The 18,850-nt window shown below is 64.1% G+C and carries 17 protein-coding genes; all 17 read right to left on the bottom strand.

The window, feature by feature from the left end; translation table 11 throughout:
• The 17 genes from flhF to FHW64_RS17545 all read right to left on the bottom strand — a co-directional run bounded on the left by flhF (position 1) and on the right by FHW64_RS17545 (position 18,846).
• Positions 1-2,478: a flagellar biosynthesis protein FlhF gene (flhF, locus tag FHW64_RS17465; protein ID WP_184528463.1), complete on the bottom strand. Its 2,478-nt coding sequence runs from the start codon at positions 2,476-2,478 to the stop codon at positions 1-3.
• Positions 2,475-4,568 carry a flagellar biosynthesis protein FlhA gene (flhA, locus tag FHW64_RS17470; protein WP_184528465.1) on the bottom strand — a complete coding sequence of 698 codons (2,094 nt, stop codon included), beginning with the start codon at positions 4,566-4,568 and terminating at the stop codon, positions 2,475-2,477. The genes flhF and flhA overlap by 4 nt, the downstream gene beginning before the upstream one ends.
• On the bottom strand, positions 4,565-5,710 hold the full coding sequence (flhB, locus tag FHW64_RS17475; protein ID WP_184528467.1) for a flagellar biosynthesis protein FlhB: 1,146 nt from the start codon (positions 5,708-5,710) through the stop codon (positions 4,565-4,567). Before flhB ends, flhA begins: the two co-directional genes overlap by 4 nt.
• A 111-nt stretch (positions 5,711-5,821) precedes the next feature.
• A complete protein-coding gene (dinD, locus tag FHW64_RS17480; protein ID WP_184528469.1) occupies positions 5,822-6,664 on the bottom strand; it encodes a DNA damage-inducible protein D in 843 nt (280 codons plus the stop codon).
• A gap of 181 nt (positions 6,665-6,845) precedes the next feature.
• A complete protein-coding gene (gene cheZ, locus FHW64_RS17485; protein ID WP_184528471.1) occupies positions 6,846-7,484 on the bottom strand; it encodes a protein phosphatase CheZ in 639 nt (212 codons plus the stop codon).
• A 39-nt stretch (positions 7,485-7,523) separates the two neighbouring features.
• On the bottom strand, positions 7,524-7,910 hold the full coding sequence (gene cheY, locus FHW64_RS17490) for a chemotaxis response regulator CheY (protein ID WP_184529189.1): 387 nt from the start codon (positions 7,908-7,910) through the stop codon (positions 7,524-7,526).
• A gap of 37 nt (positions 7,911-7,947) precedes the next feature.
• Positions 7,948-9,042, bottom strand: coding sequence for a chemotaxis response regulator protein-glutamate methylesterase (locus tag FHW64_RS17495; RefSeq protein WP_184528473.1), 1,095 nt, complete (start codon positions 9,040-9,042; stop codon positions 7,948-7,950).
• Positions 9,039-9,704 carry a chemoreceptor glutamine deamidase CheD gene (cheD, locus tag FHW64_RS17500; RefSeq protein WP_184528475.1) on the bottom strand — a complete coding sequence of 222 codons (666 nt, stop codon included), beginning with the start codon at positions 9,702-9,704 and terminating at the stop codon, positions 9,039-9,041. The genes FHW64_RS17495 and cheD overlap by 4 nt, the downstream gene beginning before the upstream one ends.
• Positions 9,701-10,543, bottom strand: a complete 843-nt coding sequence (locus tag FHW64_RS17505; protein ID WP_184528477.1) for a CheR family methyltransferase — start codon at positions 10,541-10,543, stop codon at positions 9,701-9,703. Before FHW64_RS17505 ends, cheD begins: the two co-directional genes overlap by 4 nt.
• Before the next feature lie 107 nt (positions 10,544-10,650).
• Positions 10,651-11,982, bottom strand: a complete 1,332-nt coding sequence (locus FHW64_RS17510; protein ID WP_184528479.1) for an EAL and HDOD domain-containing protein — start codon at positions 11,980-11,982, stop codon at positions 10,651-10,653.
• Between the two features lie 76 nt (positions 11,983-12,058).
• Entirely contained in the window at positions 12,059-14,119 is a 2,061-nt protein-coding gene (cheA, locus tag FHW64_RS17515; protein ID WP_184528481.1) for a chemotaxis protein CheA, read from the bottom strand.
• A 15-nt stretch (positions 14,120-14,134) separates the two neighbouring features.
• A complete protein-coding gene (motB, locus tag FHW64_RS17520; RefSeq protein WP_184528483.1) occupies positions 14,135-15,061 on the bottom strand; it encodes a flagellar motor protein MotB in 927 nt (308 codons plus the stop codon).
• A gap of 17 nt (positions 15,062-15,078) precedes the next feature.
• Positions 15,079-15,939, bottom strand: coding sequence for a flagellar motor stator protein MotA (gene motA, locus FHW64_RS17525; protein WP_184528485.1), 861 nt, complete (start codon positions 15,937-15,939; stop codon positions 15,079-15,081).
• A 64-nt stretch (positions 15,940-16,003) separates the two neighbouring features.
• Positions 16,004-16,609, bottom strand: a complete 606-nt coding sequence (gene flhC / locus FHW64_RS17530; protein ID WP_184528487.1) for a flagellar transcriptional regulator FlhC — start codon at positions 16,607-16,609, stop codon at positions 16,004-16,006.
• The gene (gene flhD, locus FHW64_RS17535) at positions 16,606-16,959 is read right to left on the bottom strand and encodes a flagellar transcriptional regulator FlhD (protein WP_311733323.1); all 354 of its coding nucleotides are present in this window, start codon (positions 16,957-16,959) and stop codon (positions 16,606-16,608) included. Before flhD ends, flhC begins: the two co-directional genes overlap by 4 nt.
• A gap of 316 nt (positions 16,960-17,275) precedes the next feature.
• A complete protein-coding gene (locus tag FHW64_RS17540; RefSeq protein WP_184528489.1) occupies positions 17,276-17,569 on the bottom strand; it encodes an EscU/YscU/HrcU family type III secretion system export apparatus switch protein in 294 nt (97 codons plus the stop codon).
• The gene (locus FHW64_RS17545; protein ID WP_184528491.1) at positions 17,566-18,846 is read right to left on the bottom strand and encodes a flagellar hook-length control protein FliK; all 1,281 of its coding nucleotides are present in this window, start codon (positions 18,844-18,846) and stop codon (positions 17,566-17,568) included. Before FHW64_RS17545 ends, FHW64_RS17540 begins: the two co-directional genes overlap by 4 nt.
• Positions 18,847-18,850 lie beyond the last annotated feature (4 nt).

Raw genomic sequence — 18,850 nt, forward strand, 5'->3', positions numbered from 1 at the left:
TCAAGCCTGCTTCTCGATGGCGCGCAGTTGCGACTGGATCGGCGCGGTCGATTCCGTGCCGAGGGCCTCCAGCAGCACGAAGAGCTTGCTCACGCCCAGGTACAGCGCATTGCCTGTGAGCGGCCGGCTCGAACGCGCGGGGCGGCCGGTCAACTCGTTGAGCAGCATGCGCGCGCGGTCTGCCCATTCGCCCTTGGCGTGCAACAGGCGCCACGCAGTCGTGGTCACCTGGCCCGCGATCAACAGGCGCTTCAGCATGTCCGGATCGCCGAGTTCGCCCATGCCGCCCGCGAGCTGCAACCCTTGGCGAATCAGGCGGAAGCACGGCTCAGCATCGGCGGCCCAAGCCTGCCACTGCGCGAGCTGGCGCGCCGTGACGCGCATGTCCACGTTCGAGAGCAGGCAGGTCTGCGCGAGGATCTTCTGGCCGCGCTCGTCGAGCACTCGCCGCACCACGCCGCACAACGGCGGCAGTGCGGGCTTGTCCGCACTCACGCGCAGCTGGACCATCGCATGGGCTTCGCACTGCATCGCCGGCTTGCCCTTGAAGACGGTAGGCACCGGCTCGCTGAATTCGGCATCGATGCGCGCCAGTGCGCTCGACTCACCGGTGCGCAGCTCGATCACGCTGGTGGAGCCGGGCACGCGCGCAAGCCACTGCTGGTTCTGGGACTGCCATTCGGCCATCAGTTCGACTGCGGGCATCCGCGGCAGCAAGTGCACCACCGGCTTGCCCAGCGCCTGCTGGCGCAGCCACTGCACCTGGCGCGCGCCGGGCTTGCGGCGCGCATCGGTGCTTCGCGTCGCCGCGGTGGAGAGCCATTGGTTCGGTGCCGACAGCGGCTGGCCGCTGCGGTCCGACAGCAGAAGGCTGCTCTGGCACTCGTAGACATCGTCCCCTGCGTTCGAGCGAAGACCCACCTGACCCGACAAGGCGAGCACGTGGCTGTCGCAGCCGACGGCGATCTCGCTGCGGGCGTGAACCATCAGGTCGTCCTGCACCGCCTTCTGGCTGATGCTTTCGTCACCGGCATGGCGCCACAGACGACGCGCTGCCTCGAAGCCGATCTGCGCGCCGGCCAATGCACCGGCGGCGGTCGCCAGTTCCTGCGCGTCGTGCGCCATCGCGCGGATGAGGTTCTGGTACTGCGTGCGCAGGCGATCGGCCTCGGCCTGTGCCTGCACCACCTGCGCCGAGGGTGCCGCGCCTGCGGGCTCGTCGTGCATCTCGACTTCCGAAGGCACGAACAGCGGGTTATGGCGTCGCGGCTGGAAGACGCTGTCCACCAGTTGCGCGCGATCGGCGGGCATCAGGTTCTCGGGCACCTTCTGGCCGCTGGAGATGTAGTGCACCGGCAGGCGATGGCGGATCACGGTGTCGATCAGCGCGCCCGGGTGCGTGGACTCATCCATCTTCGTGAAGATGCAGCCTGCAAGCTCGTTGCCGCCGCCGTGGCGATAGGCGTGCACCACTTCGTTGAGGGTGTCGCCGTGGCTCGTCGCGTTCAGCAGCAGCAGCCGCTTCACCGGCCGATGCGTGCTGCATAGCATCGCGATCTGGTCCGACACGGCGCGGTCGCGTTGGCTCATGCCCACGGTGTCGATGAGCACCATGTGCTTGTCGCGCAGATCCTGCAGCACCAGATGCAGGTCGGCAGCGTCCTTCACGCCGTAGACCGGCACATCGAGAATCTGGCCGTAGATGCGCAACTGCTCGTAGGCGCCGATCCGGTAGCTGTCGGTGGTCACCAGCGCGAGCTTGTCGGCGCCGAAGCGCATCACGCAGCGCGCGGCCAGCTTGGCGGTGGTGGTGGTCTTGCCGACGCCGGTCGGGCCCATCAGGGCGTACACGCCGCCTTGCGACAGCAGCGCGTCTTCGTCTTCATGCACCGGCAGCGCGCGGATCAGCTCCGAGCGCGCGAAGGCCATGCCCTGTGCGTAGGTCTGGCCGGTGGGCAGCTTCTCGAGCAGCGCCTTCGACAGACGCGCGCTGAAGCCTGCGCCGAGCAGCGTGCGCAGCAGGCGGCCACGGACCGGGTCCTGGCGCTGCTTGTCGTTCCACACGACGCTGGCGAGTTGCTCCTCGATCATGCCGCGCATCGAGTGGAGCTCGTTGAGCACCACATCGGTTTGCTGCGTGTCGGGTTGCGGCTCGGGCCTGGCCTCAATCGCTGGTGCCTGAACCACGGGCGCTGGCGCCGAAGCCACCGGTGCTGGCGCTTTAGCGGCAGCAACGACGGGTGCAGCGGGCACTACTGGCGCGACGAGCGGAGCAGGTGCAACCGGTGCGGCGTTCTGCAGCGCCTCGGTCACGTCGCTCTCCACCATCGCCACGATCTCGACCCCTTCGGCCGATGCGCGGTTGCTGAGAACGATGGCTTCCGCGCCGAGCGCCTCGCGCACAAGGCGCAGTGCCTCGCGGCTGGTTGCGGCAACGAATCTGCGGGCCGTGGTCCGCACGTTAGTCGGGATACTCACGCTCTTCCTCCAATGGTGGCGGTGATCTTGATGTTTCGGGTGTCAGGGATCTCCGCGTGGGAGAGCACCTTCAGTTGAGGCAGGCTGCGGCGCAGGAAGCGCGCGAGCAGCACGCGCAGCGAGTGCTGCACCACGAGCACGGGCGCAAGGCCGATCTGCTCCTGGCGCGTGATGGCCGCTTGCGTCTGGCGCAGCAGGTTGTCGGCCAGGCCGGGTTCGATGCCGCTGCTGCTGGTCATGGCCTGCTGCAGGACTGCGTCGAGCGATGCATCGAGGCCGATCACGTGCAGCTCGGAGTCGCCCGGGAACAACTGCTGCGTGATCGCGCGGCCCAATGCCAGGCGGACCATCGAGGTGAGCTCGGTCGCATCCTTGATCGTGGGCGCGTGCTCGGCGATGACATCGAGGATCGTGCGCATGTCGCGGATTGAGACTTCCTCGTCCAGCAGGTTCTGCAGCACCTTGTGCAGCGTGCTGAGCGACACGACCTTGGGCACGAGGTCTTCCGTGAGCTTCGGCTCGGTCTTGGTGATCTGGTCGAGCAGTTGCTGCACTTCCTGCCGGCCGAGCAGTTCCGCCGCGTGCGTCTGGATCAGGTGGTTCAGGTGCGTCGCCATCACGGTGCACGCATCGACCACGGTGTAGCCGTAGATTTGCGCCTGCTGGCGCAGGTTGCCGTCGATCCACACTGCGGGCAGGCCGAAGGCCGGGTCCGTCGTCGGCGTGCCGGGCAGGCTGCCCGTGACTTGTCCGGGGTTGATCGCCATCCACTGGTTCGGGAAGGCTTCGCCGCGACCGATCTCCACACCCTTCAGGCTGATGACGTAGCTGTTGGGCTTGATCTCCAGGTTGTCGCGGATGTGCACCACCGGCACCAGGAAGCCGATCTCCTGCGCGATCTTCTTGCGGATGCTCTTGATGCGCCCCAGCAGTTCGCCTTGCTGCGTCTGGTCCACCAGCGGAATCAGGCGATAGCCGACTTCCATGCCGAGCGGATCGACCATCGCGACGTCATCCCACGTGGCCTCGGTCGCCTCCGCAGTCGGTGCGAGCGCAATCTTCGTGACCGCGGCCTGCTCGGCCGTCTCGCGCGGCTTGCGGCGCAACAGTGCCCGTCCACCCCACGCCAGAGCACCTGCGATCAGCAGGAAGGCGAGGTTCGGCATGCCGGGGATCATCCCCATCAGGCCGATGATGCCGGCCGTCAGGAACAACACTTGCGGGTTCGAGAAGAGCTGACCGGTGAGCTGGCGCCCCACGTCTTCTTCCGTGGTCACGCGCGAGACGATCACACCGGCCGCCGTCGAGATGACCAGTGCCGGGATCTGCGCGACCAGGCCGTCGCCGATCGCGAGCAGCGTGTAGGTCGTGCCGGCGGTCGAGAAGTCCAGCCCGTGCTGCACCACGCCAACCACCAGGCCACCGATGATGTTGATGACCATGATCATCAGACCCGCGACCGCGTCGCCGCGCACGAACTTGCTGGCACCGTCCATCGAGCCGTAGAAGTCGGCTTCCTGCGCAACTTCGGTGCGGCGCTTGCGGGCCACGTCCTCGCCGATCAGGCCGGCATTGAGGTCGGCGTCGATTGCCATCTGCTTGCCGGGCATCGCGTCGAGCATGAAGCGCGCACCGACTTCCGCGATACGACCCGCACCCTTGGTGATCACCATGAAGTTGATGATCACGAGGATGATGAACACCATCACGCCGACCGCGAAGTTGCCGCCGACGAGGAAGTGGCCGAAAGCCTCGATCACCTTGCCGGCCGCGTCGGGCCCGGTGTGGCCATGCATGAGCACCACGCGCGTGGACGCGACGTTCAGCGACAGGCGAAGCAGCGTCGAGAACAGAAGCACCGCCGGGAAGGCCGCGAAATCCAGCGCCTTCATGGTGTACATGCTGACCAGCAGCACCATCACCGACATTGCGATGTTGAAGGTGAACAGCAGGTCGAGCAGAAACGGCGGCAGCGGCAACACCATCATGCTCAGGATGAGGATGATGAGGATCGGCCCCGCCAGGCCCTTGAACTGGTTGCCGGAGAGGAATTGCGTCGGCAGACGCATCAGATTGGCGACGGAATTCATGCGTGACTCGGTGTGTAGGCGAGCGCCTCAGGGATCGGCAGGTCGGTCGGTGTGCGCGGCGCTTCGCCGATGCCCTCGTCCTTCCAGCGCTTGAGCTGGTAGACCCAGGCAAGCACTTCAGCCACTGCGGTGTAGAGGCCGGACGGAATCTCGTCGCCGAGCCGCGTGTGCTTGTAGAGCGCCCGTGTCAGCGGCGGCGCTTCGAGCACCGCCACCTTGTGCTGGACCGCCAGCTCGCGAATGCGCTGCGCGATCAGGTCCGTGCCCTTGGCGACCACGCGCGGGGCGCGCATGTCACCGTCGACGTACTTCAGGGCCACTGCGAAGTGGGTCGGGTTCGTCACGACGATGTCGGCTTTCGGCACCTCGGACATCATCCGGCGCCGCGCGATCGCCTGTTGCTGGCGGCGGATCTGCGCCTTGATCTGCGGATCGCCTTCGCTTTCCTTGTGCTCCTGGCGAAGGTCCTCGCGCGACATGCGCAGCTTGCGGTAGTAGCTGAAGAGCTGCCAAGGCACGTCGATCATCGCGACCACCAGCAGCGCGGCGGCAATCAGGGCGCAGTCGCGCGCGACCATCATGATCGTCTGCGGAATGGCCGCGGTCACCGGCAGCACCATGAGCTGCATCACGCCGTCGAGGTCGCGTGCGATCACCAGGTAGGCCACGCCGCCAATCAGCGCCGACTTCGACAGCGCCTTGATCAGCTCCACGAGCGACTGCGTGGAAAACATCCGCCCGATGCCCGCGACCGGATTGAGCTTTCCGAAGTCGGGAGATACCGCCTTGCCGGAGAAGAGCCAGCCGCCGAGGATCATCGGCGCGACCACCGCGGCCACCACCATCATCACGAACAGCGGTGCAACAGCGATGAGCGCATGCGCCACCATCGAGCCAGCCTGGACCATCATGTGCGATGCATCGAACGCAGAGTCGCGTTCGAAGCGCAGGCCCTTGCGCAACGCATGCTCCATGGTGCCGCCGAGCGACCCGGCGGTGAACCACAGGCCACCAATGGCGGTGCCCAGCATGACCAGCGTGGTCAGCTCGCGGGACCGGGCGACGTTGCCTTCTTCGCGCGCCTTCTCCAGGCGCCGCGCAGAGGCAGGTTCCGTTTTTTCGAGATCGCTTTCCTCAGCCATTCATGCTCCATCGAGCATCGGTGAATACCACCGGCTCGTGGCTGATTATTCGATCCACCGGGCTGGAACAATCGCCCGATCAAGGGGGGTAACTGGCCCCTTCTCGGGCAATCAGGGATCTAGCGCGCCCGGGTTTTCGAGGGCCTTCTTGCTTTCGGAGGCGAGCCGGCGTTCGACTTTTTTCACGTCTTCTGCCGCCGGAAGGCTTTCCGGACGGATGCCCCGTTCAAGCAGGGTCTGGCGCACCGCTTCGTTGTTGGTGATGTGCTCTTTGGAGATCGCCTGCTCATTGCCCAAGCCGTGTTCGCGGGTGTTGAAGATGGTGATCTCGGTGGCAAAGTCCTTGGCCTTCAGAAGAATGGTCGGAGCAAAGTCCGCCAGCGGCCGGCTATCAGGCACCTTCCATTGCGCCTTCATGGCCTGGGTGGACCTGCCGAATAGCGCGTGGTCGCCCTTGCTTCGGATGAGGGCGAAGTCCTGGTTGCCGCCGGTCTGCTCGAAGATCACGTCTGAGAGTTCTTTTTCGGTGACGCTCAGCTTCTTGCGTGCGGAGACTCTTTCAGCGTCCAGCAGACGCTGTTCGATCAGTTCCGCGCGGCGGGTCTGGACGGCGAAGTAGGTCTGCGCGAAGGCAATCTCCTGCTTCCTCGGGTCGCCGTTCTGCGCGATGAGGTAGCAGGCGTACCGCGTGAGCATGAGGTCATCTACTTCCCGATGACTACCAGAGCCCAGATCGACCATTTTCCCGACGTCGGCAAAATGGTCCGCCATGGCATGACCGGAGACTTCACACGCAGTCTTTGCCTTGGAGACAACATTCAGAAAGTTGTCCCACTTGCTGTAGCCCAACAAGTGCTGGAGGTCGCGGGCCAGCCAATATTCGACACCGGTTTCCGTCTGTTGGGCATGCCCCTCGAAAGTCTGAGTCAACGATTGCACAAGTTCGGTTTTCATTTTTTCTCCCTGATGGAAGTACCGACCGCCGCGCCGAACCCTTGTTCACTTTTGCGCGAAGTCGTCTAGCTCCGCACATCGGAGCCCGCCCATTCTGGCACCGGAAAACCTCAGCGACGTTGCCCATTCAATCGACGCAGCAAAGGCGTTGCGCTGCCCTCGTGCGCTCGCCGCTACGCGCTCAAAAGCCCAGGCTTGCCAACAAGTCGTCAACCTGCGACTGATCGGTCACGGCTTCCGGATTGCCGGCCTTGATCTGCGGGCCGTTCAGAAGGCTGCTGGAGGCGATTTCCTGCCGCTTCTCGGCGGGCGAGTTGTCGATCAGAACCTGCAGCAGTTGCGTCTCGACCTCGTTGACCACTTCCATCATCTTCTTGATGACCTGGCCGGTCAGATCCTGGAAGTCCTGCGCCATCAGGATCTCCATGAGCTGTGCGTTGATCGCGCTGGCCTTCTGCGGCACGTCGCCCAGGTACTCGCGGGTGTCCATCACGAGCTGGCGTGCGTGATCGAGTTCGACCGGGCTCTTGAACCACTCGTCCCAACGCTGGGTCAGGCCCTTGGCGTCGGTGGCGAGTCCTTCCTGCAGCGGCTGGGCGATGTCGATCGCGTTCAGCGCGCGATGCGCCGCACGTTCGGTGGTTTCCGCCACGTAGTTGAGGCGGTCCCGCGCACCGGGGATCGCCTGCGCGGCCTTTTCGACCTGCTTGTCGAGGCCCAGTTCGCGCATGCCTTCGCGCAGCTGGCGCGTCAGCTGCCCGATGCGACCCAGCAACTCCTCAGCGGTGTTCCCGTGATCGTTGTCGTTGGTTTGATTCATTTGATTTGCTCCGCAATGCGCGATGCGCACCGCAAAAGGTCACTTGGCCAACTTCTCGAAGATCTTGGTGATCTTCTCTTCCAGCGTGGCGGCGGTGAAAGGCTTGACCACGTAACCGTTCGCACCGGCTTGCGCGGCGGCCACGATGTTTTCCTTCTTGGCCTCGGCGGTCACCATCAGCACCGGCAGCTTCGACAGCTCCGGATCGGCGCGGATGTTCTGCAGCATCGTCAGGCCGTCCATGTTGGGCATGTTCCAGTCCGACACCACGAACCCGAAGCTGCCGCCGCGCAACTTCTCCAGGCCCGCCGCGCCGTCCTCGGCCTCGTCGACGTTGAGGAATTCGAGTTCCTTCAGAAGGTTGCGCACGATGCGCCGCATGGTCGGGAAGTCGTCCACAACCAGGATCTTGATGCTCTTGTCAATCACGTTCATTCACTCCAAAAGTTCACTGCCGTTTCCATCACACGCGATTCGTTCGCGCACCGAAGGTGCGTAGGTGAGCCAGCACGCGCCGGCTCATCTCACTCAAAGGCGCGACCTCATCGGCCGCGCCCAATGCAATTGCTTCCTTCGGCATGCCGAAGACCACGCAGCTCGCTTCGTCCTGCGCCAACGTATGGGCGCCGGCCTTCTTCATGCGCAGGAGGCCCTCGGCCCCGTCCTTGCCCATGCCGGTGAGGATCATTCCGATCGCGTTCTTGCCCGCATGCTTTGCCGCGGAATCGAACAGCACGTCGATCGACGGCCGATGCCGGTTGACCGGCGGCTCCTGGTCGAGATGCGCGACATAGTTGGCGCCGCTGCGCGCCAGCGAGAGGTGGTACGCACCCGGCGCGATGTAGGCATAGCCCGGCAGCACGCGCTCGCCGTGCTCGGCTTCCTTGACGGTGATGCGGCACAGGCCGTCGAGCCGTTGCGCGAAAGACTTGGTGAATCCCGCCGGCATGTGCTGCGCGATGAGCACGGCGGGGCAATCGGGCGGCAGCGGCTGGAGCACTTCGCGGATGGCCTCGGTGCCGCCGGTAGAGGCGCCGATGATGATCAGCTTCTCGGTACTCAGGAGTGGGCTACGTAGCAGTGCCTCCTGCCCGACCTCGCCCTGCGCCTTGGCGGCGGCGCCGCCACGTGCCGGCAACAGCCGCGCACACGACGCCGCGCGGATCTTGCCCGCGATCAGTTCGGTGTAGTTCAGCAACCCATCTCGCACGCCGAGGCGCGGCTTGGTCACGAAATCGATCGCGCCGAGTTCCAGCGCCCGGAACGCGATTTCCGAGCCGCGCTCGGTCAGCGACGAGACCATCACGACCGGCATCGGCCGCAGGCGCATGAGCTTCTCGAGAAACTCCAGCCCGTCCATGCGCGGCATTTCGACGTCGAGCGTCAGCACGTCGGGATTGGTCACCTTGATCAGGTCGCGCGCGACCAGCGGATCGGCCGCCGTGCCGACGACCGTCATGTCGGGTTGGCTGTTGATGATCTCGGTCATCACGCTGCGGATCAGCGCCGAATCGTCGACGCACAGCACCTTGATCTTGTTCGCGTTGTTCGTGCTCACGAGGTTCCTTTGTTCTTCACCAGCAGGCCCGTGTCGCCGATGGCAATGCTGTTCGGCCTCACCGTGCCGGCGGTCGCACGAGGAGCGGCGAGCTTGCGAAGCAGCTCGTTCTCCTCCTGCTGGATGGTCTGCACATCGGCCTGCCCGCGCAGCTTGCGCACGACGGCCTTGCCGCTCGACGGAATGAAGCACACGCGCCGCGCGTAGGGTCCGCGCAAGTCCTGTGCGGCAACGGCGATGCGCTCCGCGCGCAGGTAGCGCAACACGAAGTCCGCGTTCCGGTCGCCGATGTTGAGCGTTGTCATGTTGGCGAGAACCGCGCCGCCGCCGAAGACTTTCGCCTGGAGCCGTTCGCGGCGTGCACCGGAACGAAGCAGCTCGCGGATCAGCACGTCCATCGCATAGGCGCCGTAGCGCATCGACTCGGTCTGGTCGCGCGCGCTCGCGTCGCCGTCGTCCGGCAGCATGAAGTGGTTCATGCCGGCGACGCCGTTGTCGATGTCTACGAGGCAGGCCGACACGCATGAGCCGAGCACCGTCGTGAGCACCGTGTCGGTGGTGGTGACGTAGTACTCCGACGGCAGCAGCTTGACCGCCATGCTGCCGACGTCACGATCGAAGTAGTGATGACTCGCCACCGAGCCCGGCGCGACGGAATTCATGCGGGCACCGCCTTCGCGGCACTGCGCGCCAACTCATAGACCGTATGGCCCAGCGGCTTGAAGGTCTGGTTGACCAGCGACGCGTTCTCGGAATGCCCCGCGAACAGCAGACCGCCCGGCTTCAGCAGCGGCGCGAAGCGGTCGAGCACCTTCTTTTGCGTCGGCTTGTCGAAATAGATCATCACGTTGCGGCAGAAGATCGCGTCCACCGGCTCCTTCACTGCCCACGACGGATCGAGCAGATTGAGCCGCGAGAACTTCACCATCGCCGCCACTTCGGGACGCACGCGAACCTTGCCCGCGTTGGCGCCGGTGCCCTTGTTGAAGAAGCGCCGCAGCCGATCGGGCGACAGGCGGGCGACCTGCTCGGCGGTGAAGACACCTGCTTCGGCCTTTGCCAGCACCGCGGTGTCGATGTCGGTCGCGATCACCTTCGACGAACTGGCGCGCGAGCCGAGCGCCTCCATCAGCGTGATCGCGATCGAATAGGGCTCTTCGCCCGTCGAGGCCGCAGAGCACCACACGGTGACCGGCTGCTGCGTCTTTCGCACATGCTCGGCCAGCACCGGGAAATGGTGCGCCTCACGAAAGAAGGAGGTCAGGTTCGTGGTGAGCGAGTTGATGAACGACTGCCATTCGTCGCCGTCCTGGGTCGCCTCGAGCATCTCCAGGTAGGCCGAGAACTCGGGCAGCCGCAGTTCGCGCAATCGCCTGGACAGACGGCTGTAGACCATCTGTCGCTTCTGCTCGCCAAGGGCGATGCCAGCACGGCGGTGGATCAGCGTTCGCACTTTGGCGAAGTCGCTGTCGGTGAAGAGGAATTCGGTGTTCGCTGCCATCGTCGGTGCAATTGCTTTCAGGGTGCCTGGCGAGCCCTCCTCCGATGGTTCGATCGGTTGGGAGCTCGCCCCGCATACCTCTATATCGGCAGCAAGCCCCCAGGGATTTAGCCCACTTCGACTGCGCTGGCCTCCTGGGACCAGACCATCGCCGACAGGTGCGCTGCATTGACCTGGCTCGCGCTGACGAACAGCGCCTCCGCGAGTCGTGGTGCATCGCCGCTGTCGCTCTCGCAGGCTTCCACGAGAGACAGGAAAGGCGCGTAGACGCCTTTGCGGGACAGGATGGCCTGCTGCACCGATTCCGTCAGCTGCACCTTGTTCAGCACTTCCTGCATCGGCACGCCGAGAAGCTGGTCGATGAGAGAGAACATGCCGACCACGAACAGGTTGTCGGAATCGCTCGCGGGCAGCATTCCTTGCCCCATCAGCTCGACGAAACGGCCGCGCATGATGGCGCGCTTCATCATGAAGTGGGAGCTGGTCCTGTTGCTGGTCGCCAGCAGCAGCGAAAGCCAACGGAAGAGCGGCTGGTAGCCGAGCATGGAGACCGCATGCCGCAGCGAAGTGATCTCCACGCCCACGCCGATCGCCGGCGAGTTGATGTGGCGCAGCAGCCTGTAGGTGAGCGCTGCATCACGCTTGAGCGCAGCCTCGATCGAACGCACGTTCTCGTTGCGCTTGAGCGACTGCATCAGCCGCACGATCAGCAGCGATTCGGGCTGCAGTTCGCCGACTTCCTTCACCGGTGGCGGTGGCTGCCGGCCGTCGACGAGCACATCGACACGATGCGCTGCGCAGGTCTCGAAGTCGTCCCATCCGTTCATGCGCGTCGCGATGAGTTGAATAGGCGCCCGGCCCATCGGCTCACCCTCGCGCACCGCGGCAATCAGGGCTGGATCGCCCGAACCTACATCGAAGTGCGTGATGATCTCAAGCAGTTCCGGGTCCTGCGGCAATGCCTCAGCGGCGCGCAACATGAAGCCGAAGCCCTGCTCGCGCAGGAAGAGCAGCATCGAGCGCGTGTCGCCCTCCGCGAGATCGTCCATGCCCATGCACAGCACGACGTTCTCCGGCGGGAGCGCCTGCAGCTCGTTGAGGAACAGCGCATCGACCGTGACGTCAAGGAACACGGTCAGCCGCCCGAGTCGCCATCCCTTCGCAGGGTTGAGGTGCTTCGAGATGCACTCGATCAGCGCCTTGCATTGCGCGGAAGTGTCGGCATTTCCGGACGCGTCGCGCCAGGCGAAGCGCATGCCCTGCACACGCATCTGCGCATCGACCTGCAATGCGTAGGTCACGTAGCCATTGGCCTCCGCTTCTTCCAGCAGCACGCTCTCGGGCGACGGCTCGGGGGTGCCTTGCGCCATGGGCGCCACCAGCTCATCGACCGCGACGTCGCCCTTCGATCCAGGACGGCGAAAGAAGTCAAAACGCATTGCAAGAGTCTCCGCAAGTTCTCAAGTCAAACACCCGGTCCAGGCCGGGTGCACGGGGCAATTGCATGAGGTGTGCTCAAGCTTCGACGGGTGTCATCCTCGAGGCACCGGCGAGCGCCACGGCGCTGGCAGCCTGCGCGCGCTGGATGCGCGGCATCGCACCGACGTCGATGATGAATGCCACGCTGCCGTCGCCAAGGATGGTGGCCGCCGAGATGCCGGGCACCTTGCGGTAGTTGGTCTCGAGGTTCTTCACCACCACCTGGTGCTGGCCGAGCAGCTCGTCCACCAGCAGCGCAAAGCGTGCGTCGTCGGCCTGCACGATCACGAGGATGCCCTGCGTCGGATTCACTTGCGCACCCGACACGTCGAACACGCGATGCAGTTCGATCAGCGGCAGGTATTCGCCGCGCACCTTGATGACGTGGCCATCGCTGGTGATCGAATGCAGGTGCTCCGGCAGCGGCTGCAGCGACTCGATCACGTAGGACAGCGGCAGGATGTAGGCCTCGTTGCCCACCTTGACCGACATGCCGTTCAGGATCGCGAGCGTCAGCGGCAGCACGATGCGGGTGGTCGTGCCGTAGCCGCCGCGCGACTGGATCTCGACGTGGCCGCCCATTTCCTGGATGTTTCGCTTGACCACGTCCATGCCCACGCCGCGGCCCGAGATGTCGGTCACCTGCTCCGCAGTGGAGAAGCCCGGCGCGAAGATGAGTTGCCAGACTTCTTCGTCGGGCATCGATTCGCTGACCGCAAGCCCTTGCTGCATGGCCTTGGCGAGGATCTTCTCGCGATTGAGGCCGGCGCCGTCGTCGCTGACCTCGATCACGATGTTGCCGCCATGGTGCTGCGCCGAGAGCAGCAACTGGCCGGTCGCTTCCTTGCCCTTGGCCTGGCGGATGTCGGGCGTCTCGATGCCGTGGTCGAGGCTGTTGCGGACGAGGTGCGTGAGCGGATCGATGATGCGTTCGATCAGGCCCTTGTCGAGCTCGGTTTCCTTGCCGAAGGTGTCGAGCCGCACCTGCTTTCCGAGCTTGGCGCTCACGTCGCGGATCACGCGCGGGAAGCGGCTGAAGACGTAGTCCATCGGCATCATGCGGATGGACATGACCGATTCCTGCAGGTCGCGCGCATTGCGCTCCAGGTGGCCCAGGCCACTGAGGAAACGCTCGTAAGCCACCGGGTCGAGCATCGTCGCGGCCTGCGTGAGCATGGATTGCGTGATGACGAGTTCGCCCACGAGGTTGATGAGCTGGTCGACCTTCTCCACGTCCACGCGGATCGAGCTCGAATCCTTCGCCGCTGCTGCGGCGGCGGGTGCTGCAGCAGCCGGTGCGGACGCTTGCGCCCGTGCGGGTTCGGCAGTCGGTGCCGCAGGTGCTGCGGCAACGGGTGCGGCTGCAACGGGCTCAACAGGGGCCGCAGGCGCAGCAGCCTCGCGGGCAATGTCGATCTGCGATTCGTCGATGACGAAGCAGCACACCGCGATGATCTCGTCGGGCTCGCAGGTGGTGTCGAGCATGACGGTCAACTGGTCATTGCTGCGCGTGCGCGAGACGATCTTGCCGAGGTTGGCCAGCTCGTCTGCGAGCAGGTCGCACTCGCCGTCCGACAGGCCGCTCAGGCGGATGCGCAGCGCACCGCCCGCGTCGGACGCCCCGGCTTCCGGCGCCGCAGCCGCCACGGGCGCCGCTGCAGGCGCAGGCGCAGCCACGGGTGCAGGTGCCGGCGCGAGAGACTTGCCATCGGCGGTCTCGAGCGCGAGTTGCTGAAGCACGGCGCAGATGTGCGCCACCATGTCAGGCTCGGGTTCTTTGCCAGCCTGGTAGGCAGTGAGTTGTTCTTGCAAGGCGTCCTTCGTTTCCAAAAAGGCATCGATCATGGGCGCGCTCAGACGAAGCTGGTTGTGGCGTGCCCGGTCCAGGAGGGTCTCCAGCAGGTGCGTCGTTTCGGTCAACGCGGTAAAGCCGAAGGTCGCGGCGCCGCCCTTGATCGAATGGGCCGCACGAAAAATGGCGTTGAGCTGTTCGCTGTCCGGCGAATCGACATCGAGCTCGAGGAGCAGCTGCTCCATCTCGGCCAGAAGCTCGATCGCTTCGACAAAGAATGCTTGGGAAAACTGACTGAGGTCCATGTTTTTGCTTCGCTGCTACTGGGTGGGCGCGGATGGATTGAAAGACGTCGGCTTCACAGAAGCAGCCTCCGTGCTTGCGGGCAACGACGTGCCGACTCTCGACTTGTTGAGCTCGCCGCTGTTCTCGCGCTCGATGCGGTCCTGTGTCTGGCGGTTCAGGACGATGATGCTGATGCGCCGGTTGATCGGGTTGCGCGGGTCGGCGTTGTCGAGGTGCATGCTGTCGGCCAGGCCGACGACGCGCAGCACCTTGCTCTCGTTCATGCCGCCCATCACGAGCTCGCGCCGCGATGCGTTGGCGCGATCGGCCGACAACTCCCAGTTGCCGTAGGCCTTGTCGCCGTTGGTGTAGACGATGGCGTCGGTGTGGCCCGACAGGGTGATCTTGTTGGGAAGGTCGTTGAGCGTCGGCCCCAGCGCGCGAAGGATGGCGCGCATGTGCGGCACGACGCGAGCACTCGCGAGGTCGAACATCGGGCGCTTTTCGCTGTCGACGATCTGAAGGCGCAGGCCTTCGGTCGTGATGTCGATCAGGATCTGCGAGCGCAGCTGCTTGAAGATCGGGCTGTTCTCGATCAGGTCGTCCAGGCGCTTCTTCATGTCGGCGAGGCGCGCGGCATCTTCCATCTCGGCACGTTCGGCGTCGGAGAGCTTCTCTTCGCCTTCCTCCGCGATCGGGTCCGGGCCGCCGCCCGGGATCACGCTCGAACTCAGGCTGTTCTTCTCTCCGCCGCTCAGTGCCACTTTGAGCGGCATGCGGAAATGCTCGGCGATGCCCTCGCGCTGCTTCGGCGTCGAGATCGACAGCAGCCACATCACGAGAAAGAACGCCATCATGGCCGTCATGAAGTCGGCGTAGGCGATCTTCCAGCCGCCGCCGTGGTGGCCACCGCCACCCCCGGCGACCTTCTTGATGATGACGCGGTGCTTGTCTGCGCTCATGGTCTACGCCCCGGCGATCAGCGTGCCTTGACTTCGCGGACGTGCTCGTCGAGCTCGTTGAAAGTCGGACGCTCGGTCGAGAACAGCACCTTGCGGCCGAACTCCACTGCCAGTTGCGGTGCATAGCCGTTCAGGCTTGCGAGCAACGTGACCTTTGCACACTGGAAGACCTTCATGCCCTCTTCGACCTTCTGGTCGATCACGGTCGCGAGCGGCATCACGAAACCATAGGCCATCAGCACGCCGAGGAAGGTACCGACCATTGCGTGAGCAATCAGCGAGCCCATCTCGGAAGGCGGCAGGTTGGCCGAACCGAGTGCATGCACCACACCCAGCACCGCGGCCACGATGCCCAGTGCAGGCAGCGCATCGCCGACACGCGCCAGGCTGTGCGAAGGCACTTCGGCCTCGTGTCGGATGGTCTCGATCTCGTGGTCCATCAGCGCCTCGATCTCGAAGGCGTCGGTGTTGCCGCTCACCATCAGGCGCAGGTAGTCGCACAGGAACTCCATGAGTTCGTGCTCGCCCATGATCTCCGGATAGCGGTTGAAGATCTCGCTTTCCTTCGGGTTCTCCACGTCGGACTCGAGCTTCATCATGCCGTCCTTGCGCGCCTTGGCGAGCAGCTCATACAGCAACGCGAGCAGATCCATGTAGAGCTGCTGGTTGTGCTTGGACGAACGAAGGAGCAACGGCAATTCCTTCATCGTCGCCTTGATCGTCTTGCCGTTGTTGCCGGCAATGAAGGCGCCCAATGCGGCGCCTCCGATCATCAGCACTTCGATCGGCTGGAACAGGACGCCGAAATGACCGCCCATGAGGGCATAGCCCCCGAACACGGTTCCCACCACCACCAGGTATCCGACCAGCACCAGCACACGCTTCCCCTTTTGCCCTCAGGCGTCAAATCAAATGGTTCGATTTCGAATTGAATGAATCGCCTCAATGGCCTCCGACGGCGGCTTGCGGTTGCGCGCGCGCCAGAACGGCGTCGGAAGCGAAATCCGAATCTGCCGGCGCTTCAACCCTCTTCGGAGCGCGCGCCTTGCCTGCGCGCGAAGGCGGGCGGCAGAGCACGCACACATAGCCATGCTTGTTGTCGTGCGCATGCGCGACGAAGCGCCCGCCACAACGGCTGCAGGTGCTCAGCTGGAGCATGTCGCTCTCGAAGAAGCGCACCATCGTGTAGGCACGCGTGAAGTCCAGCACGACCTCGCCGCCATGCGCCTCGATCTGTTCCATGTACAGGCGATAGCTCTTGATGAGCGCCCGCAACGGGGTCTCGTACGCCTCTTCCAGCATGAAGCGGTACATGTTGTAGAACATCGAGGAATGGATATTGGCCAACCAGGTCATGTACCAATCCGTCGAAAAAGGCAAAAGCCCTTTTGGCGGCGAAACGCCTTTCAATTCCTTGTAAAGGCGAATCAGGCGTTCCCGACTCAGGCCGACTTCCGATTCGAGAAATTGCAGTCGCGCACCCAATTCAATCAGCTCGATGGCCAATTGAACTTCGCGCACTTCGCCGAGAACGCTTTTTTTGGTCATGCCATTGCGTCCGCTTCACGCGACTGAATTTTTCGCGCAGACATCAGGATCGACATATGCGCCTGCTGGAGCGTCGAATCCTTTTCTTCGCCAAATACGGCGAACATCGGATGATCGTCGAGGCGGAAACTGCAGAGCAGAAAATTCGACGCCGCCATTTTGACGATCTGAGTCAAAGACATGTTGGCCAGCAAATCAGCGAGTTCGCGGCCGACCCCCAAACGATACATGGCTGCTGCGCGATCCTGCTTGGCCAGCTTTTGCGCGAGCAGCATATAGGCGAGGTTGATGTCGCCGATCTCTTTCGAGATGTCGCCATTGCTCGCACCACCGTCAGTTTCCAATTCCACTCTGCACTCCGTTTGATATTGGCTCTAGTCTATCGGCAGGTTTTAACAATCTTTAACATCTTGCCCGCCGCTCGTACCAGAAAGTGAGACTTATCTGACACGGCCCTGAACAACTCCAAATCCCGAGAAACCCTCACTTGAGAGAAGTAAGTAGAATGAGTACAAATCAAATGATCGATGTAGTTTCATTGATGGATAAAAAAGTATTCAAACCACCAATGAGACAAAATCACGACATCAATTGTTCATTCCTTTTATGAATTCTCATTAACACGAAACCAAAAGTATCAATTCAAAAAACTTCGTGTGAAATATTTCATGACATTCGCCTCGGAAGTGCACTCGTGTCACTTTCGAGACTGTGAATCCACGCCATCAACTCGGCCACGGCGCGGTAGAGCTGCGGCGGGATCTGCTGGTCGAGGTTCACCTGCATCAGCAGACGCACGAGGTCCGCGGACTCGTGCACGTAGAGGCCGTTCGCCTTCGCCTCGCGCATGATCGACTCGGCCACCACGCCATAACCTTTCGCCACGACCACCGGCGCCTTCGAGGCGTCCGCGTGCGACAGGGCCACCGCGCTCTGGCGGTCGTCCATCGCGGCGGTCATGACGGATTCATCCCGGCAACCTGGAAGTCCTGCAGACGCAGGCCGATCGCATCGAATCGCTTTGCCAGTGCCCCACCGTCTGCGCGCAGACGCGCGACGGTGACGGCTTCGACTGCACTCAGGCGCGCCTGCACGCCGTCGCCTGCGAGACTGAGCCGCACGTCGACGACGCCCAGGTTCGGCAAATGCATCGACACCGTGGTGGACCAGGAGCGCGCCACTTCTTCGCCGCCCGCATGGGACTCGCGCTCTTCGGCTTCCTGCTCGATCGACCATTGCATCGGCACACCGGGCCACGCTTCTCCGCTCCAGCGGAAGACGGAAGTGGCAAGCAGATCAAGCTGCTGGTGCACCAGGCCGACAGACTGCGGATGGATCATCTCTGTCGCGACGGGCGCAAGCGCCGCCGTCGCTGCGTGGACCGCATGGCGAGTCGTGGCGCTTTCCGCGACGGCGCGCTCGGGCGCGGCTTCGGTCATCACCGCGGGCGCTTCGCCCCAGCGGTAGGCGGCATGAACACGTGCGGCTTCCGGACGGGTTTCTCCCTCAGCGGCTACCGGCACATCGGCGGCAGGTGACTGCGCAGCCGCGGGCTTCGTCTCCTGCATATCGGCAGTGCCGCCCTGCCCGGCTGCTGCCGCAGGCTTTCCAGTATTCGATGCGAGTTCGTCAACTACCGGTGCGATGTCTTGCGCGACGGCTTGTTGCGATGCTTCAGCCGGCGACAAAGGCACGGCCGCGTTTGGTGCGACGGTCTGCGACTCGGCCGCAAGTGCCACCGCGAGCCCCGGCCCCGACCAGCGTGCCTGCGGCTCTTCGGCCAGCTGCGCCAGCGTGCGATTGCCCGCGGCGAACTCAACGAGATGCGATTCGTAGAACAGCCCACTCTTCGAAACGTTCTGCGACAGCGTGCCCGCGAGCGCAGCCGGATCGGGCGCCTTCGCGGAAGTCCAGGCGGGAGCGGTGCCGCGCACCGGACCTGCATCGCCATGCTCATCCGCCAGCAGCGCGCTGATGACCCGCGCCGCCGCCGACAGATCGGCCTTCGCGGCGCGCGTCGATGAACCTTCGCGATATGCCGCTTCGCCGATGGCACCGGGCAGCAGTCGTTCGAGCGCCGCGTTCGACGGCAGGCGCACGTCGTTCGCGACCCTCCCCACCTGCAACGCGGGTCCAGGCGGGCCGATCTCGGCCTCGCTCTTGATGGCGAGCACGTCCGTCCGCGGCGAAGCCTTCGTCGTGAGGAGCGTGTCGATCAACCCGGACAAAGCGATCATGGCG

Source organism: Variovorax sp. Sphag1AA (assembly GCF_014192575.1).
GTDB lineage: Bacteria > Pseudomonadota > Gammaproteobacteria > Burkholderiales > Burkholderiaceae_C > Variovorax.

Excerpts from the sequence above, each read along its gene's own strand:
- flhA (WP_184528465.1), bottom strand. The coding sequence starts at position 4,568 with ATGAATTCCGTCGCCAATCTGATGCGTCTGCCGACGCAATTCCTCTCC.
- flhB (WP_184528467.1), bottom strand. The coding sequence starts at position 5,710 with ATGGCTGAGGAAAGCGATCTCGAAAAAACGGAACCTGCCTCTGCGCGG.
- dinD (WP_184528469.1), bottom strand. The coding sequence starts at position 6,664 with ATGAAAACCGAACTTGTGCAATCGTTGACTCAGACTTTCGAGGGGCAT.
- cheZ (WP_184528471.1), bottom strand. The coding sequence starts at position 7,484 with ATGAATCAAACCAACGACAACGATCACGGGAACACCGCTGAGGAGTTG.
- cheD (WP_184528475.1), bottom strand. The coding sequence starts at position 9,704 with ATGAATTCCGTCGCGCCGGGCTCGGTGGCGAGTCATCACTACTTCGAT.
- FHW64_RS17505 (WP_184528477.1), bottom strand. The coding sequence starts at position 10,543 with ATGGCAGCGAACACCGAATTCCTCTTCACCGACAGCGACTTCGCCAAA.
- FHW64_RS17510 (WP_184528479.1), bottom strand. The coding sequence starts at position 11,982 with ATGCGTTTTGACTTCTTTCGCCGTCCTGGATCGAAGGGCGACGTCGCG.
- cheA (WP_184528481.1), bottom strand. The coding sequence starts at position 14,119 with ATGGACCTCAGTCAGTTTTCCCAAGCATTCTTTGTCGAAGCGATCGAG.
- motB (WP_184528483.1), bottom strand. The coding sequence starts at position 15,061 with ATGAGCGCAGACAAGCACCGCGTCATCATCAAGAAGGTCGCCGGGGGT.
- flhC (WP_184528487.1), bottom strand. The coding sequence starts at position 16,609 with ATGACCAAAAAAAGCGTTCTCGGCGAAGTGCGCGAAGTTCAATTGGCC.
- FHW64_RS17540 (WP_184528489.1), bottom strand. The coding sequence starts at position 17,569 with ATGACCGCCGCGATGGACGACCGCCAGAGCGCGGTGGCCCTGTCGCAC.
- FHW64_RS17545 (WP_184528491.1), bottom strand. The coding sequence starts at position 18,846 with ATGATCGCTTTGTCCGGGTTGATCGACACGCTCCTCACGACGAAGGCT.